Here is a 19,310-nt window from a genome sequence, read left to right as displayed (position 1 = left end):
CCAGAGATGCTCAACATTTATCGCGGCAGCGTTATCCTTGATGCCTCGGGCAGAGCCGAGGTGAAACTGCCTGACTACTTCTCCGCGCTTAACCGAAACCCGCACATCCAGCTGACCGGAGTTGGTTCTTCTGATGTCTATGTTGCCGAGAAAATATCTGGCAACCGGTTTGTGATTGGCGGCAAGCCCGGAATGGAGGTCTACTGGCAGGTTACCGGCGAGCGGCAGGATGTCTCAGCAGAGGCAACAAGAAGGATGATGCCGGTTGAGCAACCAAAGACCGGAGAACTTGCGGGCAGAATGCTTGATGATGACTTCCTTGCCGGCTGTATGCTCCAACTTGAGCGTGAGGGCAAGGCGCAGGGTCTTGATTTCCGCACCGCTGCTGGCAGAGCCCGCTATGAACAGATGAAGAACCCGCCAAAACCAGAAATGGAAAGATAAGGAGGAGGAGGAGAAACTGACTCTCTTCAGGTGAGGCAAAGGTCAAAAACCCGACCCGAGCAAGGAGCAAGTATCCTTCTATTTCGGTTGGAAAGAGAGGTGTACGCGCAATACAAAGGTTAAAAGGCAGAATGCAAGGAACGAGCTCTGATTTGATTGACAGTCAGGGCGGGTTGAATATCCTGTGAAGGATATGAAGGTCAGGCTTGCTGGTTATAATATTGAAAAGGATTTGATTCAGACCTTAATAAAGAACCGTCGGGTGGTGCCGACGCCCGAGACAATCGCTGCTGCCTATGCCCGGGTGAGTAGAAGCACCAAACCGGTTGATGAACTGCGCTCTGAGGCAAGGCGGGAGTTGAAAAAGGCGCGGCAGTCCAATCAGACGATTGTTTTTGAGATGGGGCATCACTCTATCGCGGAGCATGCGGTATTTAACTTTGACATTGAGGATGTTTCCCGCTTGGCTGTTGAGGCGATTGAGCATCACCGCCTGGCATCCTTTACCGAGCGTTCCCAGCGTTATGTCCGGCTGGAGAACCATTTTCTCGTGCCGCCCGAGATTCAGAATTCAGATTATTTGAGTGACTATTTAAACATCATTCGGCTCCAGAATCAGACCTATAATCAGCTGATTGAGAAACTGAAGGGTCATTTTGCCCGCACCCGACCTGAACTGAAGGAGCATCCAGACCGGCTGGAGAATTTAGCCAAGGAGGATGCCCGTTATATCACCAGTCTGGCGACCCAGACCCAGTTGGGAATGACCGTTAATGCCCGAACCCTGGAGCTGATGCTACGCCGGCTGGCGGCAAATGAGCTTGCCGAGGTGCGGGCGTTGGCAGATGAGCTTTACCATCAGGCAGAAACGGTGGCACCCTCACTTTTGATATTTACCGGACCAACCGATTATGAGCGCAACACCTATTCTCGGCTCAAGGAGTTTGCCACGGTCTTTATGCAGCGACCGTTTCCGCGGCGACCAAGAAATCTGATTGCGATGTCCGCATCAGATGTTGTCTTGGTTGATTATACTCAGAATGCGGACAATAAACTGCTGGCGACATTGATGCACACCACCTCTCAGGCATCGTATGCGGAGTGTTTTTCCCGTTCAGAAAAGCAGACCCTCGCACGGAAAAAGGAGATTTTCAAACTTGCCTGTCAGGACTTGCAAGCTTATGATGCGGTTTTGCGGGAGTTTGAGCACCTCTATCTCACATTTGAACTCATCATCTCTGCTGCCTGTTTTGCCCAGCTGAAAAGGCACCGCCTGACAACCATCACCACCCAGCCCTATGACCCGGATTTGGGCTGGACGATTCCGGTCTCAATCGCTGAACTCAAGGAGCACAAGGCTTTCAAGGAGCTCTTGGCGCTCACCGAGGATGTTTATGACAAGATTGCCAAGGTGAATCCGGTAGCGGCCCAGTATGTTTTGACCAATGCCCATCAGCGTCGGGTTCTGGTTACCCTGAATGCGCGCGAACTTTATCACCTTTCCCGCCTACGCCAGGACAAGTCAGCCCAATGGGACATTAGAGACGTTGTCAGTAGGATGGTAGAGCAGGCAAAGAATGTGATGCCATTGACGCTTCTTTTGGCAGGGGGCAAGGACAACTATCCCAAGGTTTATCAGGAACTTTTTGGCAAACCGCCTAAGGTAACTGAACTGAAGTTGCCCGAGCCAAGAGAGATTAAAAAGTGAAACTATGAACTCCAAAGTGATAACTAACTTTGAGGAGTTGAAAGAGGCGGTGAAAAGGCAGGAGCCAGAACTGGTCATCAGCGAACCGGCAGTAATCAGGCGGGTGCGCCTGCAGATGGGCTTGCGCCTTGCCGCCAATATCACCGTTTTTGCCATCCTGGCGATTGCCATCATTATGTGGGCGAATCCTTTGCGAATAGATTTTTTTGAAACCGGCTCAAGCAGACTGATCAGGCAGATTCTCTTGGGAGTCGGCATTCTCCTCCTTTTTGCCGACTATTTGCTGCCGGTGGCAAGGCTGTACAAGATTGTTGCCACAAGTGAAAATCAGTTAAAACTGAGTTTAAGGAAACCGCAGAAATAAAAGGAGGCAAGACGCGCTCCCTTTTATTAATTGCACTAAGTGCAGGGATTGCCTTTGCCCGGTTAAGTTATATTGAATGCTCCAACGGGTTTCAGTATCCCCAGCTTGAGGGTGGCAGGACCGAACTGGAGTTTGCCGATGTCAACAACGACGGCAATGTTGACATCCTTTCCATTGGCGACCACGGCAGCCCGTATATCAACACCGAGGAGCACGGGGTGATGGTCTGGTTTGGTAATGGCCAGGGCACCTGGAGCGTTTACCAGTATGGCAATTTCGGTTATGGCGGAATTGCGATAGGTGATGTCAATTGGGATGGGTACTGGGATGTTGGTTATGGGATGCATCACAACTATTCTGGTGAGGATTTGGGCAATGATATGCTTGAGGTGGCGCTGGGGGATGGTACCGGCAGATTTTGGACCGCCTGGGATGATAGCCTGATGCCTGGTGGTGCCTGCTGGGGGATGTTTTCCACAGACTTTGCCGATGTTGACCATGATGGCGATTTGGATGTTGGCTCCTGCTCATTTGGCTCTGGTGTGGGATTAAGGGTTTATCTCAATCTGGGCACCGGTACCTGGCGAAAGAGTTTTGGTACACCCGAGAGCATTAACAGCAATATGGAGTTCTATTTCCGGGATGTGAACCGGGATGGCAATCCGGACATAATCTCTGCAACCGGAGGACCAGCGGTCTATTTTGGTGATGGCACCGGCGGGTTTTATCCTGGTGATTCCGGGTTGCCCCGTTCCAACTACGGGTTATACGGAATCTCACCCGGCGATGTTGACAATGACGGCGGTTTTGATGTTGCCTTCTGCAACTCTCAGGGCGGGGTTGAGGTCTGGGTCTATAACGACTCAGCGCAAATCTGGCAGACTTTTTCCAATGGCTTGCCCGCAAGCGGCAACTATCGTGGCACCCAGTTGTGTGATATGAACTGCGACGGTTTTGTTGATGTTTTGGCTCTTGGTGGTGGTCATCTGACCGTCTGGACCGGTAATGGACAGGGAAACTGGACCCAGGCAGCAGATATCACCACAAATTCGCCAGGAAGGTATCAGGCTTTTCGCACGGGTGCAGATTTTGACCACAACGGCAGACCGGATATGGCGATTATAATTGAGGAGGGAACCTGGCCCAATTACCGCAACTGGGCTCATGCCTATAAGGAAACAACCCCAAGGGAAAGTTTAAGAATCTTCCCGGTATTTCCGCGTGGCGGTGAGCGGTTCTGGAACAACTCGGTGCAATTTATTGACTGGTGGAGCGAGGCGCCTCTTGCCGAGTCCAGCAGGGTAAGGATAGAACTTTCCACAACCGGACCCCAGGGTCCTTGGCAGATGATTGCTGACAGTTTGCGCAATAACGGCAGGTTTCAGTGGCTTGTGCCGGAAAGTGTCAGTTCCCGGGAATGTTATCTTCGCTATACCGTTTTTCAGGGAGGGGAGGCGGCTTCTGCGCTGACACCAAGACCCTTTTTCATCGGGAACCCCACCGGGATTTTTGAAGAATCCGAACCACACCGGGATCAAAAAAACCAGATTGTGCCCAACCCGGCAAAAGGAAAGATAAGGATTGTTTTCGGGCAGGCTCTGAACCGGGGTGAAAGGCTGAAGGTTTGTGATGTCTCGGGCAGGGTGGTTAAGGAAGTTGAAATTATTGCCGGGGAAACCGAGGCGAGTGTTGATGTAAGCAACTTGACCACAGGGACATATTTCCTTGTCCAGAAGAACCAGAGGTCGGGCAGGTTTGTCATCCAGAAATAAAAAGGGTGGGAGATTTCCCTATCAGATAAAGACCGCGGATTAGGGAGGTTTTGACTAAAACCGAGGAAACCGGAAAAATCGCCTGACTAAATCAAAAAGGAATCTATCCCAGACAGACCTCTGGGCAGGCATTTGGATAACAGCGGGGGAGAGGGTGGAGGGGACGGGGGCAAAAATTGCATAAAATTTGTTCAACATCTGGAGAATTAAGGTGATAGAAAATAAAATCACCTGTAATTTTTCTACCTAATAGGGAGAGTTTTCTTATCCCAGATTGAAGGGAAGCCCCTCTTTTGGTCTTTTTCAGTCCTGTTAGATTTTTCTTGACAGGAGGGGCAAGGTTTATATATTTCACTTCTTGGACGCATATTTTCTACCCAATCACAGGTGTTCCTCTTGGCTTGCCAGTCTGGCAGGCAGGTTCAATCTTTTTTATCCGAGAGAGGTTGACGAGGCTGTTCACTGGCAGCGGTATGACGCTAATGATTTCAATATTGAGCAACTGGCTTTAAGGAAAATCCGTGCAGCGGAGCCAATCAAGCCGTTTTTCTTTTCACCGCGGGAAAGGGTCGCCTCATTTCCTGAGCCGGTTGAACCAGAAACTAAGATGAAACCCACCCTCCTTTTTGGGGTTAAGGGGTGTGACCTGCGCGGTATTGCGGTTCATAAAAGGATGTTTCTTGAAGGTGAGTTTGCCGACCCGTTTTTTGCCCAGAGGTTAAATAACACCATTCTTCTTGGTGCAGACTGCCCGGCACCGGAAAGGACCTGCTTCTGCAACCTTTTAGGGTTAAAGCCATTTTTAACCGAGGATGTGGATTTGAGTTTGACCGTCATTGATGATGGCTGGCTGATTGAGGCTCTTTCTGAACGCGGGGCAGAACTGATGCAGATGGAAAATGGGTTGCAAAAGGCAACAGACAGCCAAATTGCCAAAAGGGAGGAGCAGCGGCAAAAGGCGATGCGGATTCTTAAAGAGCAGAACCCTAAGGATTGGAACCCAAACCTGGCCCAGGCGATTGCTGATAAAACCGCTGACAAGAGATTCTGGATTGATGCGGCAAGGGATTGTGTGGAATGCTTTGGGTGCCTTTTGACCTGCCCGACCTGCTTCTGCTTTCTTCTTTATGACCAGGGGAATGCGGAAAGGTTTGAAAGAAGTAGGGTCTGGGATTTCTGCTATCTTCCGATGTATGCCCGGGTTGGTGGCGGTGCCAACCCCAGGGCAAGGTTTATTGACCGCTTCATCAACCGGTTTCACTGCAAGTTTATGCATTCAAAAAATCAGAACGGTTTTTACGCCTGTTCTGGTTGCGGGCGCTGCTTTTCCACCTGTATGGGCAGAATAGATATCCGTAATATCTTAGGACAGTTATGAGCAATCCCTATCAACCGGTTCAGGCAAAGATACTGGATGTGATTGAGGAGACACCCAATATCAGGACATTTGTCTTAAAGCCGGAGAGGGAGATACCATTTCTTGCCGGTCAGTTTGTGGAACTGACCATCCCTGGATTTGGCGAGGCGCCATTTACACCATCGTCATCCCATTTTCGACGGGAAACCCTGGAGATGACAATTATGCGTGTTGGCAGGGCAACCGGGGCGCTTTTTACCAAAAAACCAGGGGATTTATTGGGGATTCGCGGTCCTTATGGCAAGCCCTATCCGTTAAAGGAGTTTGAAGGCAGGGATATCTATATTGTTGGTGGTGGCGTTGGTCTTGCCCCTCTGCGGGCGCTGTTTCTGGCGTTGACCGAGGAGAAGAAGAAATATGGTAGAATATTTCTCCGTTACGGCGCGCGCACGCCCAAAGATATTGTCTATAAGAAACAGCTGAAAGAGTGGGAGAAAATAAAGGGTGTTGATATTGACCTTTCGGTTGATGCGGCGGATGAACCCTGGGAGCGGAAGGTGGGTGTTGTCACCTGCCTGATGGATGAGATCCCCTGCGATGTGAAAAAGAGTGTGGCGGTGGTATGCGGACCACCGATAATGATGAAATTTGTCACCAAAAAACTGCTTGAAGCCGGGTTCCCAGGAGGTTCAATCTACCTCTCAATGGAGATGAATATGTCCTGCGGACTGGGTCAGTGCGGACACTGCCGGTTAGGTCCTTATTTTACCTGCAAGGATGGTCCGGTTCTCACCTGGGAGCAGATTAAAGACATTGAGGAGCCGTTCCTGTGAGCGAGTTAAGGAAAACTGTTTGCCCGCTTTGCCTTAATGGTTGCCGTGTGGGTGTCAGTTATGATGGGTATCAGTACCGGATTGAATATTTAACAGATGTTGAGCCCAATCACGGTCGGTTATGCCCGCGGGGAAACAGCGCCAATATTGTCATTGACCATCCGAAAAGGCTCTGTTATCCACTTCTTGATGGCAAGGAGATAAACTGGGAAAGGGCTTTTGGTCTTATCAAGGAGTGGCGCTCCCAGTGTTTGCCTGAGGAGATTGCGATTGTTTACAGCCGCGGATTACAGGATGAGGAGATAAAAATTGTTTACGGTTTGGCAGGGGCTTTAGGAATAGAAAGCATTGCCTGCGGCTATCTTGAGCCGAGCAACTATTTCTGGTACCAACTGGAGGGTGTAAAACAGGCAAAACTTGATGATATTACCGCCTCAAGGGCAACCATCCTTGTTGGTGATGTCTTCAGCACCTCACCAGTAGCAGCAAAACCGCTGCTCGAGGCGCGCTATGCGGAGAAAACCAGCCGGCTCATTGTGATTGACTCCATCAAAACCAAACAGGCAGGGTTTGCCCATATATTTATTCAGGTAAGACCTGGGAGAGAATACCTTGCCCTCCTTGCCATTGCCGGGATTTTAGACCCGAACTTAAGGATAAATATTGATGATTGTGTTCAGCGTTCCGGGGTTCAGCGTGGTATTATTGAGCAGGCGGCGCAAATCCTTAAAAACACTAATAGCGGTTTTGTTGGCGCCTCGGCATTTTTGGGCAGGGTGTATAATCCCCTTTTACACAGCCTGTGCGCGCAACTGGTGGCGTTAAAGGCGAACAAGCCCTTTACCGGCTTTACTGAGGCGCTGGTTCCTGAGGGCAAAATTTCCTTTGGCAAGTTAAGGGAAAAGATTAGCCAGGGTAAAATCAAGATGCTTTTCTGGTTTGGTGGGCTTTTTCCTTACTCCTACCCTGAGGTGTTCCCTGAAATGAAGAATGTTAGGTTCCGGGTGGCATCAAGCATCTTTCGCCCTGCGAACCCATTACCAGGTCTGGTTTTACCTGTGCCCAGCGAATACGAAAAAAAGGGCAGGGCAGAGACGCTCTGGGGAGAGGCGAACCGGGAGCCGCTTGCCCCTCCGGTGAGCGGGACAAAATCTTTAGCCGAGATTGTAAAAAAGATTGCGGGTAAAGAAATCCAACCCCTTCCCTTACCAGAAAGGAAAAGGTTCTCTGTAGCAGAAGTTTTACAGTTTGCCGCCGAGTACAACATCCCCTCTTTTGAAGGTGATGGCTTTTTCCTATTAGGGGAAAAGCAGGCTTTTGGTGTTGGCGGTTTCTTTGAGCAAGAGGATAAAATTGGTATTAACCCGGGTGATGCCAACAAACTTAATGTTAAGGAGGGGGAATGGGTTGTGGTAAAAAGCCCCACAAGTGAATTGAGGTTTCAGTGCGACCCAACGTCAGGAGTGCCGGCTGGTGTGGTAAGTATTGGCGTTAATAACCATAAAAACCGGGCGCTGTTTTCGGTAGAAGTTGACGATAAGAGTGGCATAGTTACAATTCCGCCAACCAAGGTTGAAATATGGCGAGCGCAGGTGTAAAACAACAGAAGAAAAGGCTTTTTGTCCGCTTGGACTATTGTATTGGCTGTCGGGCATGTGAGGCAGCCTGCCGGAGCCGGTTCAAAGGTGAGGCGCGGGTTAGATATGCTGAGGTTAGCGAGACAGCGCTTATCCCTTTGTCCTGCCGTCATTGTGAGGAGCCGTTATGCGCTGCCGCCTGCCCATTTCAGGTAATTAAGAAGGATGAGGAGCGGGGAATTGTGGTCAAGTCGGTTTTGCACTGTGTTGGCTGCAAATCCTGTATCCTTGCCTGTCCATTTGGTGTCCTTGATAAGGAACTTTTGAGAAGGATGGCGCAGAAATGTAGCCTCTGCTATGACCGCGAGGATGGTCCGCGATGCGCTGCCACCTGTCCTACCGGTGCCCTGCAGTTTATTGAAGAAAAGGAGTTACCGGAACAAATGGTAGGCAAGCGTGTAGGCGCACGGATGCCTTTCTGGAGGCGAGTATGAGCGCTTGGCTTTCAGGCTGGCGGCTGGTGATTGCGTTCGTGGGAACAGTAATTGTTGTACCGGCAGCTGGTCTGGTTCTCACCTGGGTTGATAGATTTGTTTCTGCCCGGGTCCAGTGGCGCAAAGGTCCGCCTTTTTATCAGCCATTTGCCGATGTTTTAAAACTCTTGTTAAAACAGACAATTGTCCCCACAGGTGCGGCACGAACGGTGTTCCTTTTTGCTCCCCTTGTGGGGATCGCCGGAATGAGTTTGGTGGCGGTTATGCTTTTCTATAGCAACCTCGGTGTGGTTGTTGCGCAAAGGACATCATTTGTCGGCGATATCATCGTAATCCTGTACTCCTTTGCCCTGGTTCCTTTAGCCTTTATCATCGGTGCCTCCGCCTCAAGGAATCCGGTGGCGGCGGTTGGTGCCTCAAGGGAGATGACACTTTATCTTGGCTATGAACTGCCGTTTGTCTTGGCATTACTTGTTCCAATTGTCAAAGTGGCGCAGAAATGGGATGTTGCCAGCGCACTGCGGCTCGGCGGACTAATTGCCTATCAACAACAGTTTGGTCCTTTCCTCTATTCCATTTCCGGGGTGATTGCGGCAATTATTATCCTATTTGTGATTCAGGCAAAATTGGGCTATGTGCCGTTTGATATACCAGAGGCAGAGCAGGAGATTATGTCTGGGGTGATTGTGGAGTATTCAGGTGCGCCCCTTGCCGCTTTCAGAATTACCCGGGCAATGATGTTTGTCCTCCTGCCGCTCTTTCTTCTCACGGTGTTGTGGGGTGGTATTGGCGACTGGTGGGCGATTCTCAAGTTTCTCTTGATTGTGGTTTTAGTTGTCCTGATGAAAAATACCAACCCTCGCCTGACCATTCATCAGGCGCTGACATTTTTCTGGTTTATCCTTGCGCCATTAGGAATAGTTGGTTTGGTTCTGGCATTTATTGGCTTATGAAAGATTTAAGAGTCTGGGGATTAAAGAAGTCACCTTGGGTTTACCACCTCGCTGCGGCATCATGTAACAACTGTGATATTGAAATTCTGGAACTTTTGACCCCACGCTATGATGTGGAGCGGTTTGGCGCGGTTCTTGTGGGTTCTCCTCGGCATGCGGATGCACTTTTAGTGACTGGTGTGATTAATAGAAAGTCGTTGCCAAGGGTCCTGGAAGTTTATGAACAGACTCCAAAACCCTGCCTCGTGATTGCCATCGGTACTTGCGCCTGTAACTGCCATATCTTCCGCAATTCCTACAATGCGGTTGGTCCTTATGACAAATACATCCCGGTTAATGCCTATATTCCAGGCTGTCCGCCCAAACCTGAGGCGATGATAATGGGAATTGTAAAGGCATTGAGCAAGCTATGAGCAATTCACTTATCCTTATCCGCGAACGCTTCCCCGAGGTTCAAGTATTTGAGAAAAATCCACGGCGTCTTTATCTGACCATTCCGCGTGAAGAACTAACAAAGATAGCCCAATTCCTCCATAAAGAGTTGGGAATGAGGCTTTCTATATGCACAGGTATTGATACCCGGGATGGGTTTGAGGTTCTTTATCATTTTTCTGAGGATAAAACTGGTACCATCTATACCTTAAAGGTTTTTGCACCTAAGGACGACCCAAAGATTGATTCGCAGGGCGCCTGGTTTCCAGCCGCACAATGGATTGAAAGGGAGATGCACGAACTGCTTGGAATAGATTTTGTCGGACATCCCAACCTAACGCCGTTTTTAACCTCGGATACCAACTGGGAAGCAGACCGCTATCCTTTGCGCCGGGATTACGAAAACAGGAGCGAATCTCATGAGCGATGAAACCAAGACCAGGCGCATAGTTCCAATTGGTCCTTATCATCCACTTCAGGAAGAGCCGGAGTTCTTTAAACTGATTGTTGAAGGCGAAACGGTTGTAGACTTAGAGATTCATTTAGGCTACAACCATCGCGGGCACGAGTTCATCTCCCCGGAACTGACCTATGAACAGGTGCCTTTCTTAGTTGAGCGCATCTGCGGGATCTGTTCTAATTCTCATCCACTCGCAGCGGTTTTGGCAATTGAAGATTGTGCCGGCATCAAGCCGCCACCAAGGGCAAATTACATCCGGAGCATTATCCACGAACTTGAGCGTATTCACTCCCATCTTCTCTGGGTTGGACTTGCCGGGCACTTCATCGGTTACAATACGGTGTGGATGTGGGCATGGCGCTATCGGGAGCATGTTCTGCAGGTTTTTGAGATGATTACCGGGAACCGCAACCATTATGCAGCAAACAAACCTGGTGGCGTGCGCTGGGATATAAAACCTGAATATATTCCGGAAATCAGGGCAGCCTTAGATTTGGTGGAGAAGAAGACGCTGATGTTGACAAAAGCGGTTCTTGATGACCCGGTGATAAGGGCACGGCTTGAGGGCGTTGGTGTTCTTACAAAAGAGCAGGCGCTTGCCTGGTCGGTCGTTGGTCCAACTGCAAGAGCCTCGGGGGTTGATATTGATGTCAGAAGGGATGATCCACATTGCGCCTATGACCAAATTCCCTGGAATGTTGTCGTTTTACCTGAAGGTGATGTCTTTGCCAAAGCCAAGGTCAGACTTCTTGAGATTTTTGAGTCAATTCGTATTATCCGGGGTTGCCTGGGCAACCTGCCTGACGGACCGATTGATACAAGGATTGATGAAATTCCACCAGGTGAAGGCATCGGTAGAACCGAGGCACCGCGCGGTGAGGTATTCCACTACATTCGCTCTGATGGCTCTAACCGTCCTTTGCGGCATAAAATCAGGGCGCCCAGTTATATGAACATCGCCTCGAATGTTGTGGCAGTTAAGGGTGGTTCTATTGCCGATGCGGCGCTCACCCTTGCGGCGGTTGACCCCTGTTACTGTTGCACCGAGCGGATGGCAGCCTTTGAAGATGGGAAATTAAAATACTCGGGCAAAGAACTTTTACGGCTCTCCTGGCAAAAGACAGAAAGGCTTAGGGAGAGGTTCAAATGAACTTCGGTTCTTGGTTCAGTTTTGGTATTGGCAGACAGGAGTTATTCTTTGCCGGGATTTTTGTATTCATCGGGCTGATGGCTTTGTTGTATTCTATAACAAGCATAAAAGGCAACAACGGGCGGCTCGGAGAGTACTACATATTCCTAATTGTCTTGGTCGGTGCTGGTTTAGGTGTAGTTTTTGCCCATGATTTGCTTTTGATATTTGTTTTCTGGGAACTGGCAACAGTTGCACTCTGGCGGCTGGTAAGTTATTTCCGTAATAAAGAAGGCGTCGAGGCGGGGTTGTGGGCGCTTTACATAAATTTTGCTGCTGCTGCAGTAATGCTAATTGGCCTGGTTTTGATTCAGATTCAAGAGGGGAGCTGGGCTCTTCAGGATCTTGCCGGCAAACCACTTCCCTTCTTCCCGGCGATTCTGGTGCTTATAGGTATTCTTGCTAAGTCCGCAACCCTTCCTTTATACATCTGGTTGCCAAAGGCATATCGCCAGGCACCGGCACCGGCCTGTGCGCTTCTTTCTGGAGTTGCAGAAAATCTCGGTCTGGTTCTGTTCCTTAAATTGTTTGTATTGACTGTAAAGGTCGCTGGACCCTTTTTCCTTGTGAGCGCAACACTGGCTGTTGCTTCTGGTCTTGTCGCCGGTGGTGTTGCACTTACGACTAAAACAATCAGAGAGACCCTTGCCTATTCAACTGTTGGTCAGCTGGGCTTCATATTCTTAGGATTTGCCGTTGCCGGTTATTACGGAGTAATGGGCGGACTTTTATATGTTTTGGCGCATGCGGTCGCTAAAGCTGGGCTATTCTTCACCGCCGGTGTGATTGAGGACTCAAGGGGAACCGGAGAACTGGAGAAGTTAGGCGGTTTTGCCCAGAACTCTCCTGCCCTTGCCGGTGCGGCTGGGGTCTTGGTATTATCAATAATGGGTTTACCACCAACAATAGGATTTTTTGCCAAGATAGGGGTGGTAATCGGAGCGGTGCAAAAAAATATCTTATTAGGGATTGGAGCCCTTATTGCCGCTCTTTTTACAATGCTTTATCTCAGCCGACTTTATGCTCGGGTCTTTCTTGGCAAGGCTTATCAAAACAGCACTTTTAATAGAATTCCGCCCCTGTCAATTGCGTTAGTGATAATTATGGCAGTAGTTACAGTTATTTTTGGCATTTTCTGGTTCCTGCCGGTGCGGTTTCTTGAGGGAGGGTTATGATGTTTTCCCATCCGTTTATCATGATAATCCTCATACCAGCCGCAGCCGGATTATTGGGTTACCTTATCGGCAGATTGCGGAATGAGTTCAGTTTCATCGGGACGGTTGCATCGCTCTATTATGCCATCAGGCTCTTCCTCGTTTCTCGCACCGGTGAGCCGATAATACTCCAACTGGCAAACATTGCCGGTATCCCGCTTGGTTTTCGGCTTGACCAGTTGTCAGGATTTATTCTGCTCTTTGTCAGCATATTTGCCACTTTAGTGATTTTCTATTCCTTCCGGTATATGCGGGGAAGGGAAGGGACCCGTGGCTATTATCTCTATTCACTCTTAATTCTTGCCTTTGCCAACGGCGTGGTTCTGGCATCCAATCTAATAACCCTTTTCTTCTTCTGGGGTGCGCTCCTATTGATTTTATATGCGATTCTCTTAATCGGTAAAGGGGATACCTATAGGACCGCACGCAAGGCGCTGGTCATTGTTGGACTCTCCGACTTTGCGATGCTCTTGGGGATTGTCCTTTTGATTGTGAAGACATTTGTTGCCGGTGGCTGGATTGACCTGGCGCCCAGGGCTTCAATGCCCTTATATGACCCGGCAATGATTAGTGCCTTTGTGCTCCTCGCTGCGGGCGCCCTTGCCAAAGCGGGTGCGATGCCATTGCACACCTGGATTCCAACTGCCGGTGAAACCGCACCCGCACCGGTGATGGCGCTCATTCCAGCTTCACTTGATAAACTCTTAGGCATCTATCTCTTAGTCCGGGTTTCGGTCTATATGTTTGACATCTCCAGCAATATGGTTCTGCGTAATGTTCTAATGGCAATCGGCGCGGCAACAATTCTCTTTGCGGTGATGATGGCACTGGTTCAGAAAAGGGCAATGAAACTTCTCTCATTCCATGCGGTCTCACAGGTGGGTTATATGGTTTTAGGGATTGGCACCGGTATTCCGGTTGGCATTGCCGGCGGGCTTTTCCATATGCTCAATCATGCCATCTACAAGACCGGTCTTTTCCTTTCTGCCGGTGCGGTTGAGCACTGGGCAAAGACCGATGAACTGGAGAAGTTGGGTGGAGTGGCAAAACAGATGCCTTTAACATTTATCTCATTCTTCCTCTGTTCAATGGCGATTGCCGGGGTGCCGCCTTTAAACGGCTTTTTCTCCAAGTGGATGGTTTATCAGGGGGTTTTAAGCGTTGGCGCTGAGGGCAATCGGCTTTTCCCCATATTTCTGGTTGCTGCGCTTTTGGGTAGTGTGTTAACCCTCGCCTCTTTCCTCAAGATGATTCATGCCCTTTTCCTTGGTCAAAGACCAGAAAACCTTGAACGGGTGCGCGAGGTGAGTATGACAATGTGGCTCCCCTCTTTCCTTTTAGCGCTTGGTTGCGTGGTCTTAGGTGTTTTTGCCTATCAGGTGCCTTTAAGGGGGCTTATTATTCCTGGCTTAGGGTTTTATGATTTGAACCTTTTCGGGATGTGGAGTCCGATTCCGGCAACACTTCTTTTGGTTGCGGCATTGGGCTTGGGTGCGATTCTCTATTCTTTAGGAACTGTTGCCAAGCCGGTTATTGGCAGGACATTTGTTGGTGGTGAAAAGATTCTTGATTTAGAAGAGAGCCGGGTCACGGGAACCGCATTCTACTCTTCTGTCAAGCATATGCCCATCATCGGTGAACTTTTGGTATTTGGCGAGCGCGGGGCTTTTGACATCTACAACTGGCTTGTGGGCATTTTCCGGGTTATCGGCTATATTTTCCGGGAGGGTGTTGACAAAGCACTGGTTGCGCTCACCGAGTTTGTCGGCAAACTGATTTATTACTTCGGGCTCGGGTTATCAAGGATTCACACCGGTAATCTGCCGCTTTATCTCTCCTGGGTGTTTTTAGGTGCGGTATTGTTTTATCTTCTCTTGTTCTTGAGGTAGTTTATGATTGAACTTTATTTACTCCTGGCGGTGATGTTGGCAGCGGCACTGGTTGCCAGTGAGACCAAGAACCTTCTGGCTGCTGCGGTTGCCTTAGGGTTAGTTGGTTTCAGTGTGGCGATAATCTTTATCCTTGTCCAGGCACCTGATTTGGCGATTGTTCAGATTGTTGTTGAAACCCTGACGGTTGTTTTCTTCACCGCGGTAATTTTGCGCACCACCGAGATTGACACAACCGTTACCGGTGGCTTGAAGATGGAGACCGCAATGTTCATTGCCGCCTTTCTGGCGTTTGGCGGTCTTTTCCTTTCCCTTATCATCGGTGTATTGCGCGAGTTGCCCAAATTTGGTGAACCGATGATGCGGATTGCGCAGGAGTATGTCCAGTTAGGTCTGGAAAGGACCGGTGCGGCAAATGTGGTTGCGGCAATAATTCTTGACTTTCGTGGCTATGATACCTTGGGCGAGGCAACGGTCCTTTTCACCGCGGTTATCGGCGTCTTGACCGTGATGCGGCTGGTAACAAGAAAAAAGCCCGAGGAGCTGTAATTATGCGCGGGATGTCTTCAATTGTTAAGGTGATAACCGGTTTGATGGCCGGGATGCTCATTCTCTATGGTGGCTACATTACCCTGCACGGACATCTGACACCAGGAGGTGGCTTTGCCGGTGGGGTTTTGATTGCCGCTGCGTTAATTCTGGTCTCGCTTGCCTTTGGTTCGGTTGAGCAGGTGGAGCGTAAGGAGTATATCCTTTCCTCAATATTTGAGAGTTTTGGCGGACTCGGGTTTATTGCCCTGGCATTGGCAGGCTATCTTGCCGCTGACTACTTCTTCCGCAATGCCGGACTTTTCTTTATCGGCAGACCCTTGCAACTGGTCAGTGGCGGTATCATCCCCTTTGCGAACATTGCCATAGGACTGAAGGTTGGCGCCGGGCTCTTTGCCATCTTTCTGGCGCTTGGCGCATCAAGGTTTGTGATGAAGGAGTAAGATGATTCCCTATATCGCCTGTGTCCTTTTGTTTCTGATTGGTCTTTATGTGGTCATCTCCAAACGCAACCTGATCAAGATTGTCATTGGCTTCTGTCTGATTGAGTATGCGGTCAATCTCTTCTTTGCCCTGGTCGGGTTCAAAAAGGGCGCGCTGGCACCAATCGTCACCCAACAGGAACAGGTGCGCATGGGTGTGGCAAGAAACTTTGTTGACCCGGTGCCGCAGGCGCTGGTTCTGACCGCAATTGTTATCGGGCTTTCCACAACCGCCTTGATGCTCTCACTGGCACTCCGGCTTTATGAGAAGTACAAGACCTTTGATGTTTCGGAATTCAGAAGGCTGAAAGGATAGCAATGGAAGGTAAACTTCTGCCCCTGTTTGTGGCATTACCGCTTGGTGGTGCCTTTCTGGTGCCCTTGCTTTCCAAACTGTGGTCAAGATTTGCCGACCTGATAGCAAATATTGTGGTCTCGGCACTTTTGGGTATCTCAATTTACGGTCTTTTGATTGTCAATGCTGCTGGTCTGCCGATGCATTACTGGGTTGGTGGCTGGCGTGTCATTGGCATCGCAATGTGGTTTGATCCCCTCACCGCACTGATTGTTTTAGTGATTAACATCGTCGGATTGTGCGCCACCATTTACTCGGTGCGCTATCTTGACCGCTACACAACTGGTAGATGGAAGTTTTTCACCCTCCTCCTCTTGCTCATTGCCGGTCTGAACGGTCTGGCGATATCAGGGGATTTGTTCAATATGTATGTGTTCATTGAGATTTCGGCAATTGCCAGTTATGCCTTGGTGGCATTTGGCACGGAAGAGGAGGAGGTGGAGGCGGCGTTCAAATATATGGTTTTGGGTGAGGTTGGGGGTGCAGTTCTTCTGTTTGGCATCGCGTTGCTTTATGCCCGGGCTTCAACCCTGAATCTTGCCCATCTTTCCCAGGTTCTTGCCGGAATGGGCAGGACCCCGTTTTACTGGTTTGTGATTGCCACGCTACTCGTTGGCTTTGCGATTAAGATGGGTATGGAGCCGTTTCACGCCTGGCTGGCTGATGCCCACTTCTCTGCTCCGGCACCAATCTCGGCAATGCTTTCCGGCGTCTTCATCAAGGTTACCGGTGTTTATGGGATGTGCCGGTTGATGTTCAATGTTTTTGGAGTCTCCCGGGCAGAGACACCGGCATTCTTCAATCTTTTGATTGCCTTTGGTGCGGTTTCAATGGTCTTAGGTGGCCTTTTAGCCTATTCCCAGAAGGATTACAAGCGGCTCTTAGCATACTCTTCTATCAGCCAGATTGGCTATATCTTGGTGGCTTTAGGTATCGGCAACTTCTGGGGTGTTGCCGGTGCAATGTTTCATATCCTCGCCCATGCCCTTGGCAAAGGCACGCTGTTTCTTTCAGCAGGCTCGGTTGAGCGTCAGACCGGCACAAGGGACCTTGAGCAACTCAAAGGGCTTGAACGGACGATGCCGGTAACCTCCTGGTCCCATATCCTCGCTTCCTTCTCAATGGCTGGGATTCCACCATTTGCCGGCTTCTTCTCAAAACTTTTCATCATCATCGGCGCGATTTCTGCAAGGATGTACTGGCTGGCATTTCTTGCCGCGCTCTTCTCAGCGGTAACGCTGGGCTATCTGACCAAGGTTGTGAATCAGGCGTTCTTTGCCAAAAAAGATGAGACGCCAACCAGGGCAAAGGAGTCACCGGCATTGATGGTTATGGCGATGATGGTACTGGTAATACTCACCTTAGTTGTTGGCCTGGGTTTCAAGGGTGTTTTGGACCATCTTGTTGGTCCAGCAGCAAAGGTGCTTTTAAACGGGCTGGAATATGCCCGTTTGGTCCTGGGAGGATAAGTGGCGCGGCGCCTTGCCTATTTCATTGCCGGACTTATCGTCTGGCTCCTTCTCTCCTGGACAGTTAACTATCAGGAAATCATTGCCGGTGCAGCAGTGGCACTTTTGGCTGCGGGAATGTTTGGCGGCTACCTGCCGGTTGAGCCCAAGAAACTTTTAAACCCGGTCCGCTGGTTCTGGGTCTTAGTATATATCCCGGTGTTTGGCTGGCAGTGCTTAAAGGCAAACATTGATGTTGCCCTGCGGGTTCTCTCTCCAGGCTTGAACCTGAAGCCAGGAATCGTCAAAATCAAAACCAGCCTGAAAAGCGAAATCGCCCGGGTTTTCCTTGCCAATTCCATCACGATGACACCAGGAACATTAACCGTTGAGATAAAGGATGATACGCTCTATATCCACTGGATTGAAATCAGAAGCGATGACCCGGAGGAGATGGCAAAGATGATTAAAGGACCTTTTGAGTTTTTCCTGAAGAGGATTTTTGATTAGGAGGATGTAATGGTGCCAATCATTGTGTTAGTGCCGGCAGCGCTCTTCTGCCTTTACCGCGCGCTTGTTGGACCCTCAATTGCTGACCGGGCGATTGCGGTTGATATGATGGGTGTGGTGTTTTCGGCAATAACCGCATTATTGGCTCTCCGTTTCCGGTTGAGTTATCTCCTTGATCTATCAATCGCCCTGGCGGTCATCTCATTCGTGGGTGCATTGGCACTTGCCAAGTTCCTTGAGAAAAGGAGCCTTGATGATTAGCGTCCTTGCCCTTCTCTTTCTCTGGATGGGTGTCGGCTTTGTCCTTTTAGGTGCACTGGGCTTGGCGCGCTTTCCCGACCTTTACAACCGCATGCAGGCGGCAACCAAGTGCGTCACCCTTGGTGTCTGCGGGATTATGATTGGCATCTTTCTCCGCTCCGGCTTCAACCCCCTCGGAGTGAAGGCGCTCATCTGTGCAGCTTTCATCCTTTTAACCGTGCCGGTCTCAAGCCATGCCCTTGCGCGGGGTTCTTTAATTGCCGGTGTCAAACTCTGGAAAGGGACGGTCAAGGATGAGTTCACCAAAGACCGTGGTGCAGAACCAATCATTGAGGAAGAAAAATGAGGATTCCATTACCAAAGGTTAGGGAACTGATTGAGGCGGTCAGGGCGGTTGTTAAAGGACCGTTTACCACCCGCTTCCCCAAAGAGGTTGATTCGGTCCATCCCAACTTCCGCGGCATATTAAAATTTCACGAAGACAGATGCATCTGCTGTGGCGCCTGCTCTCAGGTCTGTCCAACCGATGCCCGCGAACTTATCTTAGACAGGGAAAAGGGTGTGATGCGCAATGTCCATCATGCGGACCGCTGCATCTACTGCGCGCAATGTGTCAAAGGTTGTCCAACCGAGGCTATTTATCACACTCCAGAGTTTGACCTTTCCCGGACCGAGCGGGGAGATTGGGACACATTTGTGGAAAAGGAACTTGCCTATTGTGAGGCTTGCGGTGAGCCCTTTGCCACTAAGGCGCAACTTTTGCACATCGCCTACAAGGTTGGTGATTTGGTAAACTCCAACCCAACACTCCTCTTAACCCTTTACCAGAGCCTTGGGCTTGCTGCGCCCGAAAAACCGCCTCAAGGGGTTCTGCCTTACCGTTCGGGAACGATGCGGATTCTCTGCCCTGACTGCCGGCGCAAGGTCTATATGACCGAAGAGTGGGGCTATTAAAAAACCCTTAAGCGGTAAATATAACAAGAGAGGGGGTGACTGGGGGGCTCGCCCCGGGCTGGGGT

The 19,310-nt window shown here is 49.9% G+C and carries 23 protein-coding genes; 22 read left to right on the top strand and 1 reads right to left on the bottom strand.

Translation table 11 applies throughout. The features are described 5' to 3' along the window. The 3 genes from ABIK47_02825 to ABIK47_02815 all read left to right on the top strand — a co-directional run. Nucleotides 1-444: hypothetical protein (locus ABIK47_02825; protein MEO0019559.1), on the top strand; the 444-nt coding region annotated here is incomplete at its 5' end. Between the two features lie 193 nt (nucleotides 445-637). Beyond that, nucleotides 638-2,152, top strand: a complete 1,515-nt coding sequence (locus tag ABIK47_02820) for an FAD-dependent thymidylate synthase (protein MEO0019558.1) — start codon at nucleotides 638-640, stop codon at nucleotides 2,150-2,152. 4 nt (nucleotides 2,153-2,156) lie between these two features. Continuing rightward, nucleotides 2,157-2,516, top strand: a complete 360-nt coding sequence (locus tag ABIK47_02815; protein ID MEO0019557.1) for a hypothetical protein — start codon at nucleotides 2,157-2,159, stop codon at nucleotides 2,514-2,516. A gap of 62 nt (nucleotides 2,517-2,578) precedes the next feature. Here ABIK47_02815 and ABIK47_02810 read toward each other — a convergent pair whose 3' ends face one another. Beyond that, the gene (locus ABIK47_02810; protein MEO0019556.1) at nucleotides 2,579-2,731 is read right to left on the bottom strand and encodes a hypothetical protein; all 153 of its coding nucleotides are present in this window, start codon (nucleotides 2,729-2,731) and stop codon (nucleotides 2,579-2,581) included. Between ABIK47_02810 and ABIK47_02805 the strand changes: the two genes are divergently transcribed. The 19 genes from ABIK47_02805 to ABIK47_02715 all read left to right on the top strand — a co-directional run bounded on the left by ABIK47_02805 (nucleotide 2,681) and on the right by ABIK47_02715 (nucleotide 19,245). Then, nucleotides 2,681-4,288: a T9SS type A sorting domain-containing protein gene (locus ABIK47_02805; GenBank protein ID MEO0019555.1), complete on the top strand. Its 1,608-nt coding sequence runs from the start codon at nucleotides 2,681-2,683 to the stop codon at nucleotides 4,286-4,288. The two genes, ABIK47_02810 and ABIK47_02805, sit on opposite strands and share 51 nt — an antisense overlap. Before the next feature lie 358 nt (nucleotides 4,289-4,646). Further along, nucleotides 4,647-5,666 (top strand): 4Fe-4S dicluster domain-containing protein, encoded by a 1,020-nt coding sequence (locus tag ABIK47_02800; protein MEO0019554.1) that lies wholly within the window; start codon nucleotides 4,647-4,649, stop codon nucleotides 5,664-5,666. Then, nucleotides 5,663-6,478 carry an FAD/NAD(P)-binding protein gene (locus tag ABIK47_02795; GenBank protein ID MEO0019553.1) on the top strand — a complete coding sequence of 272 codons (816 nt, stop codon included), beginning with the start codon at nucleotides 5,663-5,665 and terminating at the stop codon, nucleotides 6,476-6,478. Before ABIK47_02800 ends, ABIK47_02795 begins: the two co-directional genes overlap by 4 nt. Further along, entirely contained in the window at nucleotides 6,475-8,076 is a 1,602-nt protein-coding gene (locus tag ABIK47_02790; GenBank protein ID MEO0019552.1) for a molybdopterin dinucleotide binding domain-containing protein, read from the top strand. Before ABIK47_02795 ends, ABIK47_02790 begins: the two co-directional genes overlap by 4 nt. After that, nucleotides 8,058-8,549: a 4Fe-4S dicluster domain-containing protein gene (locus ABIK47_02785; GenBank protein ID MEO0019551.1), complete on the top strand. Its 492-nt coding sequence runs from the start codon at nucleotides 8,058-8,060 to the stop codon at nucleotides 8,547-8,549. Before ABIK47_02790 ends, ABIK47_02785 begins: the two co-directional genes overlap by 19 nt. After that, a complete protein-coding gene (locus ABIK47_02780; GenBank protein ID MEO0019550.1) occupies nucleotides 8,546-9,502 on the top strand; it encodes a complex I subunit 1 family protein in 957 nt (318 codons plus the stop codon). The genes ABIK47_02785 and ABIK47_02780 overlap by 4 nt, the downstream gene beginning before the upstream one ends. After that, the gene (gene nuoB, locus ABIK47_02775; protein ID MEO0019549.1) at nucleotides 9,499-9,915 is read left to right on the top strand and encodes an NADH-quinone oxidoreductase subunit NuoB; all 417 of its coding nucleotides are present in this window, start codon (nucleotides 9,499-9,501) and stop codon (nucleotides 9,913-9,915) included. The genes ABIK47_02780 and nuoB overlap by 4 nt, the downstream gene beginning before the upstream one ends. Continuing rightward, complete coding sequence (locus ABIK47_02770; protein MEO0019548.1) at nucleotides 9,912-10,364, top strand: NADH-quinone oxidoreductase subunit C; 453 nt, start codon at nucleotides 9,912-9,914, stop codon at nucleotides 10,362-10,364. Before nuoB ends, ABIK47_02770 begins: the two co-directional genes overlap by 4 nt. Further along, nucleotides 10,354-11,544: a nickel-dependent hydrogenase large subunit gene (locus ABIK47_02765; protein ID MEO0019547.1), complete on the top strand. Its 1,191-nt coding sequence runs from the start codon at nucleotides 10,354-10,356 to the stop codon at nucleotides 11,542-11,544. The genes ABIK47_02770 and ABIK47_02765 overlap by 11 nt, the downstream gene beginning before the upstream one ends. Beyond that, nucleotides 11,541-12,758, top strand: a complete 1,218-nt coding sequence (locus ABIK47_02760) for a proton-conducting transporter membrane subunit (GenBank protein ID MEO0019546.1) — start codon at nucleotides 11,541-11,543, stop codon at nucleotides 12,756-12,758. The genes ABIK47_02765 and ABIK47_02760 overlap by 4 nt, the downstream gene beginning before the upstream one ends. After that, nucleotides 12,755-14,686, top strand: a complete 1,932-nt coding sequence (locus ABIK47_02755) for a complex I subunit 5 family protein (protein ID MEO0019545.1) — start codon at nucleotides 12,755-12,757, stop codon at nucleotides 14,684-14,686. The genes ABIK47_02760 and ABIK47_02755 overlap by 4 nt, the downstream gene beginning before the upstream one ends. Before the next feature lie 3 nt (nucleotides 14,687-14,689). Next, a complete protein-coding gene (gene mbhE / locus ABIK47_02750; GenBank protein ID MEO0019544.1) occupies nucleotides 14,690-15,235 on the top strand; it encodes a hydrogen gas-evolving membrane-bound hydrogenase subunit E in 546 nt (181 codons plus the stop codon). Nucleotides 15,236-15,237: 2 nt separating this feature from the next. After that, entirely contained in the window at nucleotides 15,238-15,678 is a 441-nt protein-coding gene (locus ABIK47_02745) for an MnhB domain-containing protein (GenBank protein MEO0019543.1), read from the top strand. Nucleotide 15,679: 1 nt separating this feature from the next. Further along, nucleotides 15,680-16,033, top strand: coding sequence for a sodium:proton antiporter (locus ABIK47_02740; GenBank protein ID MEO0019542.1), 354 nt, complete (start codon nucleotides 15,680-15,682; stop codon nucleotides 16,031-16,033). 2 nt (nucleotides 16,034-16,035) lie between these two features. Then, nucleotides 16,036-17,541, top strand: coding sequence for a proton-conducting transporter membrane subunit (locus tag ABIK47_02735; protein ID MEO0019541.1), 1,506 nt, complete (start codon nucleotides 16,036-16,038; stop codon nucleotides 17,539-17,541). Further along, nucleotides 17,542-18,030 (top strand): Na+/H+ antiporter subunit E, encoded by a 489-nt coding sequence (locus tag ABIK47_02730; GenBank protein ID MEO0019540.1) that lies wholly within the window; start codon nucleotides 17,542-17,544, stop codon nucleotides 18,028-18,030. A gap of 9 nt (nucleotides 18,031-18,039) precedes the next feature. Further along, a complete protein-coding gene (locus tag ABIK47_02725) occupies nucleotides 18,040-18,291 on the top strand; it encodes a monovalent cation/H+ antiporter complex subunit F (GenBank protein ID MEO0019539.1) in 252 nt (83 codons plus the stop codon). Beyond that, nucleotides 18,284-18,637, top strand: a complete 354-nt coding sequence (gene mnhG / locus ABIK47_02720) for a monovalent cation/H(+) antiporter subunit G (GenBank protein ID MEO0019538.1) — start codon at nucleotides 18,284-18,286, stop codon at nucleotides 18,635-18,637. Before ABIK47_02725 ends, mnhG begins: the two co-directional genes overlap by 8 nt. Then, on the top strand, nucleotides 18,634-19,245 hold the full coding sequence (locus tag ABIK47_02715; protein MEO0019537.1) for a 4Fe-4S dicluster domain-containing protein: 612 nt from the start codon (nucleotides 18,634-18,636) through the stop codon (nucleotides 19,243-19,245). Before mnhG ends, ABIK47_02715 begins: the two co-directional genes overlap by 4 nt. Nucleotides 19,246-19,310 lie beyond the last annotated feature (65 nt).

The sequence above is a fragment of the candidate division WOR-3 bacterium genome (genome assembly GCA_039801245.1).
Classification (GTDB): domain Bacteria; phylum Hydrothermota; class Tepidihabitantia; order Tepidihabitantales; family Tepidihabitantaceae; genus JAOABP01.
This window is presented reverse-complemented; position numbering and strand designations above follow the sequence as displayed.